The 13,368-nt window shown below is 59.5% G+C and carries 10 protein-coding genes and 1 pseudogene; 4 read left to right on the top strand and 7 right to left on the bottom strand.

Annotated features, from left to right (window positions below; genetic code table 11):
- Window positions 1-182: 182 nt before the first annotated feature.
- Complete coding sequence (gene pdxR / locus ABIA90_RS23395) at window positions 183-1,631, top strand: MocR-like pyridoxine biosynthesis transcription factor PdxR (protein ID WP_354119257.1); 1,449 nt, start codon at window positions 183-185, stop codon at window positions 1,629-1,631.
- Window positions 1,632-1,824: 193 nt separating this feature from the next.
- Here the strand turns inward: pdxR and ABIA90_RS23390 are convergent, their stop codons facing one another.
- The 4 genes and pseudogenes from ABIA90_RS23390 to ABIA90_RS23375 form a co-directional block, all read right to left on the bottom strand.
- A complete protein-coding gene (locus tag ABIA90_RS23390; RefSeq protein ID WP_354119258.1) occupies window positions 1,825-2,271 on the bottom strand; it encodes a cupin domain-containing protein in 447 nt (148 codons plus the stop codon).
- 403 nt (window positions 2,272-2,674) lie between these two features.
- A complete protein-coding gene (locus ABIA90_RS23385; protein WP_354119259.1) occupies window positions 2,675-3,328 on the bottom strand; it encodes an FMN-dependent NADH-azoreductase in 654 nt (217 codons plus the stop codon).
- Window positions 3,325-3,798, bottom strand: coding sequence for a GNAT family N-acetyltransferase (locus tag ABIA90_RS23380; RefSeq protein WP_354119260.1), 474 nt, complete (start codon window positions 3,796-3,798; stop codon window positions 3,325-3,327). The genes ABIA90_RS23385 and ABIA90_RS23380 overlap by 4 nt, the downstream gene beginning before the upstream one ends.
- Before the next feature lie 139 nt (window positions 3,799-3,937).
- Window positions 3,938-4,108, bottom strand: a pseudogene (locus ABIA90_RS23375) (IS5/IS1182 family transposase); the annotation flags it as partial.
- A gap of 636 nt (window positions 4,109-4,744) precedes the next feature.
- Between ABIA90_RS23375 and ABIA90_RS23370 the strand changes: the two are divergent.
- Complete coding sequence (locus ABIA90_RS23370) at window positions 4,745-5,359, top strand: tetratricopeptide repeat protein (protein ID WP_354119261.1); 615 nt, start codon at window positions 4,745-4,747, stop codon at window positions 5,357-5,359.
- A 595-nt stretch (window positions 5,360-5,954) separates the two neighbouring features.
- The gene (locus ABIA90_RS23365; RefSeq protein ID WP_354119262.1) at window positions 5,955-9,170 is read left to right on the top strand and encodes an ATP-binding protein; all 3,216 of its coding nucleotides are present in this window, start codon (window positions 5,955-5,957) and stop codon (window positions 9,168-9,170) included.
- Between the two features lie 411 nt (window positions 9,171-9,581).
- Here ABIA90_RS23365 and ABIA90_RS23360 read toward each other — a convergent pair whose 3' ends face one another.
- The 3 genes from ABIA90_RS23360 to ABIA90_RS23350 form a co-directional block, all read right to left on the bottom strand.
- A complete protein-coding gene (locus ABIA90_RS23360) occupies window positions 9,582-9,782 on the bottom strand; it encodes a DUF6494 family protein (protein WP_166101257.1) in 201 nt (66 codons plus the stop codon).
- A gap of 748 nt (window positions 9,783-10,530) precedes the next feature.
- Window positions 10,531-11,085, bottom strand: coding sequence for a hypothetical protein (locus ABIA90_RS23355; protein WP_354119263.1), 555 nt, complete (start codon window positions 11,083-11,085; stop codon window positions 10,531-10,533).
- Between the two features lie 513 nt (window positions 11,086-11,598).
- Complete coding sequence (locus ABIA90_RS23350) at window positions 11,599-12,237, bottom strand: GntR family transcriptional regulator (protein WP_354119264.1); 639 nt, start codon at window positions 12,235-12,237, stop codon at window positions 11,599-11,601.
- 118 nt (window positions 12,238-12,355) lie between these two features.
- On the opposite strand from ABIA90_RS23350, the gene bioB reads away from it, so the two are divergent.
- Window positions 12,356-13,351, top strand: a complete 996-nt coding sequence (gene bioB / locus ABIA90_RS23345) for a biotin synthase BioB (protein ID WP_354119265.1) — start codon at window positions 12,356-12,358, stop codon at window positions 13,349-13,351.
- Window positions 13,352-13,368 lie beyond the last annotated feature (17 nt).

Genomic DNA, 13,368 nt, shown 5'->3' with positions numbered 1-13,368 from the left:
CGACGACATGGCCCGGTTCATGGGCGGCGGCGGGCCTTATGATCGCCAGGAAAGCCGCAACTAAGATCGGCTTTGATTTCATTGTTTTGGTCTCCTTTGTCATTCACCTTGGACCTAACAGATAGCTAAGACCGGGTAGAACGAAAGCACCGAAAGCTCATCAACTGAATGAACCACGAGCCATGACGAAGACGCCATTCTGCAAGATCGATCGAGACGCGAGGACGCCCCTCGCGGAGCAGATCAGTAAGGGGATTATCTCTGCAATTGATAGCGGCGCTCTTCTGCCGGGCGCTCGACTGCCGTCATGGCTCGACTTGGCGGCGCAATTAGGTGTTGCCCGTGGCACGGTGCGGTCGGCTTACGAGAGGCTGACCGACGCTCAACTCATCGTGTCGTCGCGATCTGCCGGGACGCGTGTTGCGAAACGGCTCACGCCAGCGATGCTCCCTGAGACGCGTTCAAACCCTAGTACGATGATCGCGATGTATCGGGCATACAACCATGGTCCTGCGACGTTTCGGATAGGCGTTCCTGAGCATGACGCGTTTCCGGCAAAGCTCATGGCTCGGATTCGCTCGCGGGCCGTCCGCGCAGAAGCGACAGCGCCCGCCATTTATCCGGATGCGCAAGGCGAACCACCATTGCGCCGCGAGATCGCCGCACACGTCGCAATTGCGCGTGGACTGGAATGCTCTCCTTCGCAGATCTTCATCACTTCCGGCTTCCACGGAGGTTTAGGATTGGTGCTTCGCACCCTCGGTCTTGACGGTCGACGCGCATGGGTGGAAAACCCAGGTTTTCCGTTTACCCGGCGCGGCCTTGAACTCGCGGGGCTTAGTCTCACGCCAGTTCCAGTTGACGGACAGGGCATGAATGTCGCCTACGGACTTGAGTGCGCGCCGGACGCTGCCCTTGCTGTAGTCACTCCAGGTCAACAGGCTCCACTGGGATCGACGATGTCGCTCGAGCGGCGCTTTCAGTTGCTCGACTGGGCAGCGCAGACGGGAGCATGGATCATTGAAGACGACTATTTGAGTGAGTTGCAGCTTGCAGGACGCGCTGCTCCCGCTCTTGCTTCGACGGATCGGGCCGGCCGCGTCATTCACATCGGCACGTTCAGTAAGACAATCAGCCCTACGCTCCGCCTCGGCTTTGTCGTCGCGCCTCCGTCGCTCACCGCGCAAATTGCAGAGACAGCTGCCTTCCTGGCAGCCCCGCCAGGGCCTTCGGTGCAAATCGCGACGGCTGAGTTTATGAGAGACGGACATTACATGCGTCACCTTCGACGAACAAAGCGCATGTACTTCATTCGGCAGGAGCGATTAAAGGCGTGTCTCCGTACACAAGGACACGACGCGCGAACCGCCGGACTTGCCTTATTGCTCGACCTTCCCAGCGAAATTCCGGATACAGCTATCGCTGAGGATGCTCGTACTCATGGGCTCGCGCCTATGCCGTTATCGCCGTGGTACTCGACGTCGCCTGCCTCTTGCTCCGGCTTGTTACTTGGAACTGCGACGATACCCGGGCGGTCACTTGAGGCGTCCTGCGATCGGCTCTGTCAAATCATTGATCGCTTCGTGCAGCTTCGCAGAGGGCCGTTCCAAAGTCGCCCTGTGATCCCGTAGCTATAGTGTCTTCCCAGTGTCCTTAGATCCGTCCGCATCCCCGCGCTTTCGGTCTTCAGTATCGATCATGCAAACTCGGGCGAGCTGACTGCGTCGATCGGCTCGCTAGCTTGGCTCCTCTTCGGCGTCCAACGCTTTTGACCCTGATGACTGCCGAGGTATGGCGGGTACACTCGCGTCCGCTTAGATGAAATCACTGACGCAAGACGGTGTTCGTGTGCCCTTTTTCGACAATGTCAATGACGAGCACCTTTGCCGACTCCCCTCCCGCATTGGCGCCAGAATGCCATCGCCCGACTGCCTCCACCACGAAATCGCCTGTTCTGTATGTCTTGCTCCGACCGGTCTCAGTATCTATCACGCGCAAGTTTCCCGATAGGATGTAGCCGTATCGAGGGTAAGGATGCTTGTGCTCAGGAAGTTGCATCTGAGGAGGAATATCAAAGATCGTCACCACCAACTGCGGGTCCTTTTCGGGCAATACAATCTCTTGCCCCGCCGACGTAGTGGTCGTGGATAGCAACGGCGTGACCACGATTTCGTTTTGTTGCTGCGCCCGCCCTGGCGAGAGAAACAGCACAAGCAACCCGATCGCTAGACAAAGCGAACTGCCGGCGAAACGAGCTTTCCTGTGTTGCAATCTGCATATCTTAGCGCAGACGGGTCTAGAGCATGCATGCATTGAAATTGACTCCTTGATTTCATTGCGATTAATTTGACGTCAGCAACATGGCCCGTAGCCGTCTCGCTGCGGATATCGAATGATTTTCATCCTCACACCAATTCGACAACTGAGCGTTGATCTTAATGGGCCGATTACTGCTCCCGAGCCGACGAACGCGCCAACAATCTAGTTGTGAACGACAATCACCGAGTCGTCTCTTCGATTAGGCAGACGGCATCAGTTCGTCCACCGGGCGCGTTCGTAATAACCACTTCATACCGCGCGCCTCTACGCGCCGGATGTCGGACGTTTCAGGGTGCGTGGCAATGTCATTGACATTCTACTGTTGGAAACTGAGCGGTCGCCCGATGATCGAACGTCAGATCTTGGTATCTTTCTCTTGCGCGGGCTCTTTGTACTTCGTTGCGGCAATCTGAGCCTCAAACGCCTTGAGCAGAAGATCCCGCTCGATGGTCGCCATGTGCTTGTCAAGAAAGGCGGTCCCTTGGAAGGGAAGGAAATGAATACTGTTGAGCCCGATATAACGGAAGACCGCGGAAAGGTACGGTGTAAGGAAATCAGGCTGGCTTGCATGATCTCCCGAGAAAACACCGCCGGATGCGATGCCAACGAAAACGGGGCGGTCTTGAAGCAACCCGACCTTGCCGGTCGGCGTCACTCTCAATGTTCGGCCTTTCCTCACGATCTGATCGATCCAGGCTTTCAGAACCGATGGCACGGTAAAGTTGTTCATCGGTGTTCCGATCACGAGAAGGGTGGACGCCTCAAGTTCTACGATCAGGTTTTCTGAAAGGCGCATAGCATCGCGCGAACTAGCCTTCGAGAGCGCCGCAGGCGAAGCCAGCGCGGTCGCATACGCCGGCGTTGCATGTGGGATCTGATCAGATCCAAGGTCGCGCCGAATGACGGTTGCTTTTGGGTGGATGGCGCGAAGCCGATCGACGATCGCCGCCGAAAGGCTTCGACTGTAGGACTGTGGTCTGGCGCTACAGTCAATGTGAAGAATGTTCATGTGACATTCTCCAACTGCTTGACGAAGCCAACTGCGACGTCGAGCAGCCCTGCACGCGTATAGAAGCGACGCGCGTTCGCATTCGTCGCGGCGGTATCAAGGACCAATCGGCTACAATGCTCCTTCGTGCCGATGTGGGCGAGCTCTTTCAGTAGGGAAGCCCCTAGGCCCTTGCCACGATTGTCGAACGCGGTGACAAGATCATCGACATAAATAAATCGCCCGTGAATGAGATTTTCCATGACGCGATATCCCGCGACGGCGACGGCACGATCTTGTTTCCACGCCGCAAGAACCCGGTATCCCGCTTGCGCCATGACGGTGGCCCGTTCACACCAGTCAACCGCATCCCTTAGAAACGGCCGCAACTCCGCAATGACCGGATAGCAGGCCTGCAGTTCGCCTTGGCTCGAGGCGTGCCGAAGATCCGCCTCTGAAGCCGGAGCCGGATTGCACGTTTGCATAGACATGGAGATTCCTCACAGATCCTGAGTTCGATCTCCAAGGAATTACCCATCACGTCCGGGTAAGTTCAGGCCCAGAAATGCATAATCGAACTGGACCACGACTTAGCCGGCGAAGGCGCGCGATAGTGCCATCTCGGTGGCCGACCCTTGGAAGCGTTTTAGTCAGGAAGTGTGTCGCGCCCTTGGGGGTCTTCATTGTGCCGAACGGATGTCCGACGGTCTCGCGACGTTGATGCATAGCGATCGGGTTCGCATCAAGGCGCCGCTGCACAGCATCGAGCAGATGCTCATGCTCCCATCGAGGAATGCGTCGCCTGGGGTACGCGCGTCCCCAAAGAGGGCCTGTTGCGCTAATTCGATTGGTGGCTCTTTTGGTCACCCCATCTGAGGGCGCTCTTTAGAGGTCCTCGCTCGTCGGTGGGGGCGGCTCGCTATGCGGAGCCCCTGGAGAAGGTCGGGGTAAGGCAAGGCGAGGGGCAACCGAGATCTTTTAGACCAAAGGCTCTTTTGAGTGGGAATTGCACCTAAACTCGTTGTCCTCCGCTGTAGCCCGTTGAAATCACAGCAAATGCGAACGCCCTCCGAGCGCACCATAAATCCACGCGGCGATATGCCGTCGCAAGGGCTTACACTGGCAGGGATTGGGCTCGGAAAGATCTTTGCTACCACAGCACTTGAGACGCACGCCGCTGATGCGTCTGAGCAAAGCCAGAAAGGGATCGGCGGTTAAGCCATATGTCCGCTTATCGCGCGAGAAGAGACAGCGGACTCCTGCTCCGGCACCATCAGCTTTTGACCTGCTGCGAACATTGACCGGCTCATAAGACAACATTGCTGTCACACCAAATCTCGTTCTTCTGAATACCATTCCAGAAATGTTTGAGATAAGCCGGAGTTAGCATGTTCGGCTGAAGTGGGAGCTCGAAGGCGTAGCTTGCAGGAGGCTTATATGGCCAACTTGATGATCAGGATTGCGATGCTGGCAACGTGTTCGATTGCGCTGATCGATGCGTTCTCGGTCACTTCGGCTGTTGCGGCCCCGGGCACTGGGCCAGGTGGCAGTGACGCAGACTATAGCGGGATGGGGCAACGCTCCGCTTATCCCCCTTCGTCATACCCGAAGCGGTCGGGCGCCAAGGCCACTCACGCGCCCAAGGCCAAAAAAGCCAAGCAGTCCCTGTTCGACGCCCCCGCCTTTGCTCATGGGTATCGCGCAGCTTATTCGGCGATCTACGACCGCACTGACTATGCCTCTGCGATTGAGCAATTGAAAACGCTCGGCCACGATGACAATCCAAACGTCGCCAACCTCATCGGCTACTCCTACCGCAAGCTCGGTGACTACGAGCAGTCGCAGGTCTGGTACGAGCGCGCGCTCAAGGCCGATCCGAACCACGTGCTGACGTGGCAGTATTATGGACTGTGGCAGCTCGAGCGGGGCAACCGCGAGCAAGCGCTCTATCATCTCGGCCGGATTGCATCCATTTGCGGGACTGGCTGCGAGGAGTACCGGTCGTTGGCCGCCGCGCTAGAGAAGCCGCCCGGCACTAGCCTGGTTTATTAGGACAGCAGCGGTCAGAGCTCGGCGCTAACGCGACAGGTGAGGCCATGTCTGTTCGTGGCCCTTAGCCGCACAAGACCGAGCCTATTGCGATGTCGACTATCGGCGGCGGACCGGACGCGGGGCCGCGCTTGCCTCGACCGCCGCTTGTGACCCGAAGCCGAGATCGGCGAGCACAAAGTAGTGCGCTATTTGGTCGGTCCTCCCGGTGGTCGAATGAGGACATCAGATGGTGGACGTCTGCGTTTTGGACCCATCGAAAAGCTTTCTTCAGGAATCGCTTGTGGGGGATCCGCACCCGCGCACGCAACGAGGCGGCGATGACGTCGTGTTCGATTTCTCCAAAAGGGTACGGCACGCCGTCACGTCGGATGACGTCGGGGACGCTTCGCGGCCATGGACCCGTCCTAAAGTGCGCCCAGGAAGCACTGCCATTTCAAGAGTTTGACGCAGAATGCGCTGTACGACTGCGAGCACATGGTATTCAATCCCTGGAACTGTCTGCCTGCGCACGGGCCGCTCGGCAGCGTCAACTGGATGCGGCTCGCCGTCTATCTTGCCTCGCGGCGGGTACGGCGGAAAGTGAACTTGGTGGGTCATGAGCAGCGAGCCGAAGCCCGATCGTTTGGGCGGACTTCAGCGGACACAGGGGCCGCCGAATGTCGAGAATGAGGCTCCGCATGCCGAACGCCGCCAGCTCACCGTGACATTTATCGACATTGTCGGTTCGACACCCCTGAGCGAGCGGATCGATCCCGAGGAGTTCTTCGCGATTATCAGAACTTACCGCGATATCTGCGACGAACAGATTCGCCGCTACGGCGGTCATATCGCCAGAATGATTGGTGACGGGTTGCTCGCATTTTTTGGCGTCCCGCAAGCCCATGAAAATGATCCTGAGCGCGCGGTCCGCGCCTCTCTGGCGATTGCCGCGGCGATCAAGGAACACAAGTTTCTGCTGTCGGACGGCAGCTTCGTTCGCCTGGGCGTGCGCATCGGGGTCAACACCGGGGTCGTCGTCGTCGGCAGCGTGCCCGGCGAGCCCCCCGATCGACGGGAAGTGTTCGGCAGTACGGCGCATGTCGCTGCCCGCCTGCAAGGACTCGCGAGTGAGAACGGTATCGTAGTCGGCTCGAGCACTTACGATCTGACCCGCAGAACCTTCAGCTATGCGCCGCTTGGCCGACAAGCTCTCAAGGGCGTAGAGGAGCCGGTCGAGGCTTGGCGTGCAGAGGCGCTTGGATCAAACGAAAGCAGGTTCGACCGCGCGCGGAGGTCGCCTCTTGCCCCGATGATAAACCGAACCAGCGAAAGTGCGTTACTTGCCGAGATGTGGCAGCAGACTCTCGCCGGCTCGGGAGAAGTTGGCGTCATCTCCGGCGAGCCCGGCATCGGCAAGTCACGTTTGATCCGCCAGTTCCGCAGTTCGCTCGGTGCGTCTCCGCGTGATGTTCTGTCGCTGCAATGTTCACCGTTCCACATCAACACGCCGCTTGCCCCGGAAATCGAGCGCCTCATACGCGCGACTGGCATTCACGAGACCGACAACGCGGAACTCGCGCTGGCAAAACTGCAAGCGCTGTTGGCGAGCGCCGTCACCGATCTCAAGCAGGCGCTTCGTTACTACGGGGCGGTGCTATCGATTCCCGCATGCGCGGGATACGAGCCCGCGGATTTCGGATCTCCCCTGGAGCGCGAGCGCGCGTTTCAGGTGTTCGTCGACGCTCTTGTCGCCGCCTCGCGCAAGCAGCCGATCCTCGGGATCGTCGAGGACGTCCAGTGGATGGACCCGACCACCATCGAACTGCTGGTACGCGTGATGGCTCGCTGTCCTGGCGAGCGGATCATGGTCCTGATCACGCATCGCGATGATTACAAGGCCGACTGGTTGCCAAGCACGGCAATTAGACGGATCCCCCTCCGGAAGCTGGCAGCGCATGAATGCGAGCAGATGGTCGCAGCCGTCGCGGGCAGCGATTTCGTGCCGCGCCAGATTGCCAGCCAGATCGTGGAAAGGACCGACGGCGTGCCACTCTTTGTCGAGGAGTTCACGCGGGCCGTCGTCGATGCCGGTGCGGTCCCGCCGGCCGCCGAAAGCCCTGTGCCGAAGTTGCCGGAACCCCTGGTGCCGTCAAGTATTCACGATTCCCTGATGGAGCGCCTTGATCGTCTCGGTCCTGCCAAGCGCGTCGCCCAGATCGCCTCCGTTTTCGGAAGGCGTTTCGACTATGAAGGCATTTTCAACGTGTTTCCGGATAAGAGCCAAACGCTGCCACAGGCGTTGCGAGCTCTCGAGAGAGCGGGGATCGTGTATCGCAGCAAGGAACCTCAAGGCGAGGTCTTCACGTTCAAACATGCGATGATACAGGAAGTTGCCTACTCCTCGTTGCTCATGGAGGAAAGGCGTGAACTCCATGCGCGCGTGGCATCGTGGCTGCTCCAGGAAGCCTCCATTGAAGAAAGCGGCCAGCCGGCGGTATTAGGCTATCATTATGCGCGCGCAGGCAACATTCCGGAGGCGATCGAGGCCTGGCTCCAGGCTGGAAAATCCGCGCTGCGCAGATCTGCCACCAAGGAAGCCGTGGCTCACCTTCGCGAAGGCCTCTCGCTGATATCCAAGATGCCGGCGTCGCCACGGCGCTTCGAGGCTGAAATCGGACTGCAATCCAATCTGGCGATGGCGTACACGGCCAACGCCGGATGGTCCGACCCGAACGTCTATGGCCCCTACAGTCGTGCACTCGAGCTTTGCGCGAGCCATGGCACCATTCGCGAGAAGGCGACGGTGCTGTGGGGAAGTACCATAGCCAAGCTGGTCAACTGCGAGCTCACCAAGGGCCTCGAACACGCGGAAAATTTCGTCCGGCGGGCAGAAGAGTGGCGCAACGACGAGGCCGCCCTCATGGCCTACACCGCCGCCGTGATCGCCAATTTCTTCCTCGGTCGTTTGCAGCAGGCGAGTGAGCTCGCGGCTCTGGTCAGCGCTCGCTACAATCCGCGCGAGCACGGCAAGCTGGTCCAGATCTATCAGCATGATCCATTAATTGTATCGCTCGTCTATTCCGGACACATTGAATGGCTGTTGGGCCGGCCCGGCCGGGCCAGAGAGTGCTGCGTGACGGCGCGGCAGCTTGCGAACGAGATCGGACATCCGTTCATGGTGGCTTTTGCCTCCATTCTCGGCGTCGCCGATCACTGGTATGAGGGTGACCTTGCGGAGAACCTTGCCAGCGTGAAGCGTGGTCTGAAGGTCGCTGACGAGTATGGCTATCCGATGTACCGGGTCATCGGTCCATTGTGGGCAACCGCAGCGTTGGCGGCACGAGGCCCCGCGCCGGACGCGCTCGAGAAGCTATGCGGCCTGCTCGATAAGCTGCCCGCCGAGAACCGGTGCATCCAGATGCCGCTCTATCGAATTCTGCTTGCCACGGAATTCGGACGGATCGGGCAGATCGGCAGGGCTCGAAACTTCGCTGCCTCGGCTGAGGCCCTGGTGAAGCAAACCGGCGAGCGCTGGGCAGCTCCCGAGATCTACCGGATCCACGGCTCGCTGCTGTGTCGCGATCCATCGCGGGACGACCGGGCCGCCATGCGCTTGTTCAAGCGCTCGCTTGCCACTGCCAGGAAGTTCGGGGCGGTCGGTTGGGAATTGCGCACGGCGATCAGCATCGCGCGCCTGGTCAGCGCAGGCGAGAGCGCATCCGGACGCACTGAGGCACGAGACCTGCTAATATCGACCCGGGCGAAATTCGCATCCGCGGAAACTTCCCGCGATCTGCGCGAGGCTGATGATCTGGTGAGAGTGTTGAACTAGTATTGGCGCCTGAGATCGGACCGTTGGAGCCGGTGATGCGCAGAGCCTGGAGGCCAAGATTCAGCCCAATCGCAGGACATAGCCTCGAACTTGGCGCCGACGCACAAAGTTAGCCGAATGAAGCGCCGCGCAGTTCGAATCGAATTGCAAGGTTCGACTACCGATGGTACTCGCGCGCACTGACAAAGTGATCGGCTGAGTGCGTATCTTGTTGCGCTGCATGAGTCCGGATGTGACCTTTTGCGGACCTGAACCGCGGATCCGGTGATGTCCGCTCACAGTGGCAGAGCAGACCATCTACCATGGACCCGCCGACTTCCGAGCTTGACCCGAAGGCGACGTTCGGCCGGCGACCGCAATGGTAGCCTTCGTGAGGATCAGGGCCATGGCTTCCCACAGCCGGGACAATCGTCAGAGCGCGACTGTTTCCTCGACCACATGGTTCAGCGGCGTCCCCTCCGCGGACAAGGTCATTCGCAGTTTGAGCTTGCCACTCTTCACCTCTCCGCTACGCACTAGGTTCTCAATTTCACGCTGCGATGTAACTCCGACATGCTTCAGAAATTTACGGATAGCCATATTGAAGCGGTCTTCATCGAACTCGGCGGTCATGGCTGTTCTCCCTGATCGGGCAGGCAAAGTCTAGCACGAGGCGAGCAATGACGAAACATCGAGGCCTCGCTCGCGTCGCCACCGACTTCCTCCTCAACCTGATTGCCTGCAACCTCGGCCCGAAGCTGAAGACTACACCTGGAAGCGAAATCTCACTTAGTGGAGTGCTTCCGCTTCTGGCCCTTCGCGGACCTGAACCGCGGATCCGGTGATGTCCGCTCACAGTGGCAGAGCAAACCATCTACCGTGGACCCGCCGACTTCAGAGCTTGACCCGAAGCTGACGATGGGCAGTGCACCGGCTGAGGGCAGCTTTTGGGTAGTGGGTCGGTTTGATTATGGCAGCCGGACGGGCTGGAAACGGGGCGACTCCAAGCGCATATTGATAGGACATGACGCGGAGCAACCCCGTGGCCTTGATCAGTTGGATGTTAGGCGCAGCCTTGGTTGGAATTACATTCGGTGGCTACCCCGCTAAATGGTGGTCCGCCTCCATTGCCGTCGCGCTCTGTGTCGCGGCTGCCTTTGCCCTTCACTTCGTCGCGCCCTAGTCCCCGCAACAAACTTGTTTCAGTTGACTTGAGCCGGACGCCCGCTGTTAGAATTTGCAAGCATGCATTCCTGCCGCCTAGCCTGGCGAACTTCCTGTGCAAGACGCTGCCGAAGGTCGCCACGGAGATGGCGCGGTGTGCGCTGACCTGCAATCTGACGCGCGTGCTCAACATCGTTGGCGTCGAGCCTCTGGTCCGTTATTTGCGCAATGATCTGAAGGCTGCGCGTACCTCATCTGAAAACAGCTTCGGCTCCTCCCAGGCGGCGAAATGTCCGCCACGTTCGACCTCGCTGAAGTAGGCGAGGCCGGGGTACATAATCTCGACCCAACTTCGGGGCGCAGCAAAGATTTCGCCGGGGAACATCGAAAATCCCACGGGAACCGCGACCGCAGGAGGAGACTTGCCGGCCGCACGGGCTGCGGCCTGTCCAGCCTCCCAGTACCACCGTGCGGCCGAGGCCCCAGTGCCCATCAGCCAGTACAGCGTGATGTTGTCGAGGATGCTGTCCCGGGTGAGACTGCCCGCGGGCTTACCCTCCACGAACGCTCGGGAAATCTTGTAGTAACTGTCCGTGTCATGGTCGAGCATCCAGCTCGCGAGCCCGAGGGGTGAATCCAGCAGGGAGTAGCCGATTGTCTGTGGCCGCGTCGACTGCTCCAGGAAGTAGCCAAAGCCACTCGCCCTAAACGTCGCGGCGGCCTTCTGCGCCGCGCGTTCCTTCTCGGATTCTGCGGGCAGCTTGTCGGACATTGCCGGGACGCCCTCCTACGGATGGCAGCTCGATGACCGCGAAATCGCGGCGGTCCTCAGCTATATCAGAAACAGTTGGGGGGGGAGCGACTACCCCGATCGACGCAAAGGACGTGACGCGCGTTCGGTCCGACACGGCGTCGCGCAACGATTGAGCTGACTGGTCTCGGATTCGCCGGCCTATTGAAGTGGTCGGCGGAGTCAGCGCTGGCTTTGGCTTGATCATGCAGTTAGAGCTCGCACCACTTTTCTTTCACGCGTCCGGCGAAATCATGTTGGCGACGATTGCGTTGAATCTGGTCTATCCGGTTGCGGCGTTCCTTTTTATTCTTCTTTACAAGAACTTCATGCTCCGCCCTTCAGAACGAGGCCGAACTCTCCGCCGCGGCGGAGCAATCGTAATCACGGCATGCTTTCGGGCAGACCCGAAGTACTGTCGCGACGGCACAAAGAACTGCGTCAACAGTAAGGGCATGGCGGAGGGGTGTGACTCGCTTGCGGGCGGTCTTTAGATCATAGCGTGGGCAGGGTGAGACGCTCAATCGTTTGAATATGACGTGCGAGCAGGCTGCATGCCTGTTCAATATTGCGTGCACGAAGTGCTTGCAGAATCAGGCGATGATCCTGATTGGGCCGCGGTCGCCAACTCGCGTTTCGCGCCATCGCGAACACCAACCGTGAATTTGCGAGCTGCAAGCCGTCGAGGCTGCCAAGCAGCCGCGGCATCGCGCACGGCGCCACCAGCGCGTGGTGGAAGGCGCGATTGGCTATTTCAAAATCCTTAATAGTTTCGGCATTGTCGCCTTCAATCAGAGCAAGCTCAACCCGCGCCAGATGGTTCGATGTGAACCTGGGAGCGGCGTTGCGCAACGCGACGACCTCCAGCGCGGCACGCATCTCGGCGATCTCTTTTATTGACTTGGTGTCGAGCGGGGCGACCCGCACGCCGCGACGGGGCACTGCAACGGCAAGATGTTGAGCCTCCAACTGCCGGAACGCCTCGCGCACCGGGACGTGGCTTGAATGGAATTCCCGCGCGACATGATCCTGCCGTAACGGTGCATCCGGCAGCAATTCGCCGTTGATGATCCGTTCCGCGAGCGACTCGGCGATGCGCTTTGCAGTTGTCGTGTTTTCACCGTCACTGATCATAGATTATCTATCAAAAAACTGGCTGCGCTTTCGGCAAAACATATCTAGCATCCAGTGGAGACCATTGATCATAGATAAATGGTGTCATTATCTATGATTTGTAGGGAAAGCAATCTGTATGATTGATGTCACGGAAATCGAACGGCCCAACAGGCTCGACAGCTCCTCGCCGCGAAGGAACTGGAAGCGGACTGAGGCACAGGCGCTCTACGGGCTGCGCTTCGCGGACCTGATGTTTCAGGCGCAGGGAGTTCATCGCGCCAACTTCGATCCAAACCACGTCGAAACCGCGAGCCTGCTCAGCATCAAGACCGGCGGCTGTCCGGAAAACTGCGGTTACTGCTCACAGAGCGCACTTTACGACACCGGCCTGAAGGCCACCCGCCTGATGCCGCGGGACGAGGTGGTCGCGGTCGCGCAGCGCGCCAAGGACTCCGGCGCAACCCGCTTCTGCATGGCCGCGGCCTGGCGCAGCCCCAAGGATCGCGATCTCGATCAGGTCTGCGACATGGTCAGCGCCGTAAAGGGGCTGGGCATGGAGACGTGCGTCACGCTCGGCATGCTGACGTCGGACCAGGCCGGACGCCTCTCTGACGCTGGGCTCGATTTCTACAACCACAACGTCGATACCTCGCCCGAGTTCTACGACAAGATCATCACCACCCGCACCCTGCAGGACCGCATCGACACGCTCGCGCATGTGCGCGACGCCGGCATCAAGGTCTGCTGCGGCGGCATTATCGGCATGGGCGAACAGGTCGAGGACCGGCTCGGCATGCTGATGCTGCTCGCCAATCTCCCCAGTCATCCAGAGAGCGTGCCGATCAACCTCTGGAACGAGGTCAAGGGCGTGCCGGTCAACGACACCGCCGAGCGTCCCGATCCGATCGCGCTGGTCCGGCTGGTCGCCACCGCGCGGATCATGATGCCGAAGAGCGTGGTGCGATTGTCGGCCGGGCGGCAATACTTGACCGATGAAATGCAGGCGATGTGCTTCCTCGCCGGCGCCAATTCGATCTTCATCGGCGATGTGCTGCTGACCACCAAGAACCCGCAGCGCGATCGCGACGCCGATCTGCTCGACCGGCTCGGCATCACGTCCCGCCTCGCCTGACCGCAATCATCTGCGAG

The organism is Bradyrhizobium sp. LA6.8 (assembly GCF_040547935.1).
Classification (GTDB): domain Bacteria; phylum Pseudomonadota; class Alphaproteobacteria; order Rhizobiales; family Xanthobacteraceae; genus Bradyrhizobium; species Bradyrhizobium barranii.
This window is presented reverse-complemented; position numbering and strand designations above follow the sequence as displayed.

Excerpts from the sequence above, each read along its gene's own strand:
- pdxR (WP_354119257.1), top strand. The coding sequence starts at position 183 with ATGACGAAGACGCCATTCTGCAAGATCGATCGAGACGCGAGGACGCCC.
- ABIA90_RS23385 (WP_354119259.1), bottom strand. The coding sequence starts at position 3,328 with ATGAACATTCTTCACATTGACTGTAGCGCCAGACCACAGTCCTACAGT.
- ABIA90_RS23380 (WP_354119260.1), bottom strand. The coding sequence starts at position 3,798 with ATGTCTATGCAAACGTGCAATCCGGCTCCGGCTTCAGAGGCGGATCTT.
- ABIA90_RS23370 (WP_354119261.1), top strand. The coding sequence starts at position 4,745 with ATGGCCAACTTGATGATCAGGATTGCGATGCTGGCAACGTGTTCGATT.
- ABIA90_RS23365 (WP_354119262.1), top strand. The coding sequence starts at position 5,955 with ATGAGCAGCGAGCCGAAGCCCGATCGTTTGGGCGGACTTCAGCGGACA.
- ABIA90_RS23360 (WP_166101257.1), bottom strand. The coding sequence starts at position 9,782 with ATGACCGCCGAGTTCGATGAAGACCGCTTCAATATGGCTATCCGTAAA.
- ABIA90_RS23355 (WP_354119263.1), bottom strand. The coding sequence starts at position 11,085 with ATGTCCGACAAGCTGCCCGCAGAATCCGAGAAGGAACGCGCGGCGCAG.
- ABIA90_RS23350 (WP_354119264.1), bottom strand. The coding sequence starts at position 12,237 with ATGATCAGTGACGGTGAAAACACGACAACTGCAAAGCGCATCGCCGAG.
- bioB (WP_354119265.1), top strand. The coding sequence starts at position 12,356 with ATGATTGATGTCACGGAAATCGAACGGCCCAACAGGCTCGACAGCTCC.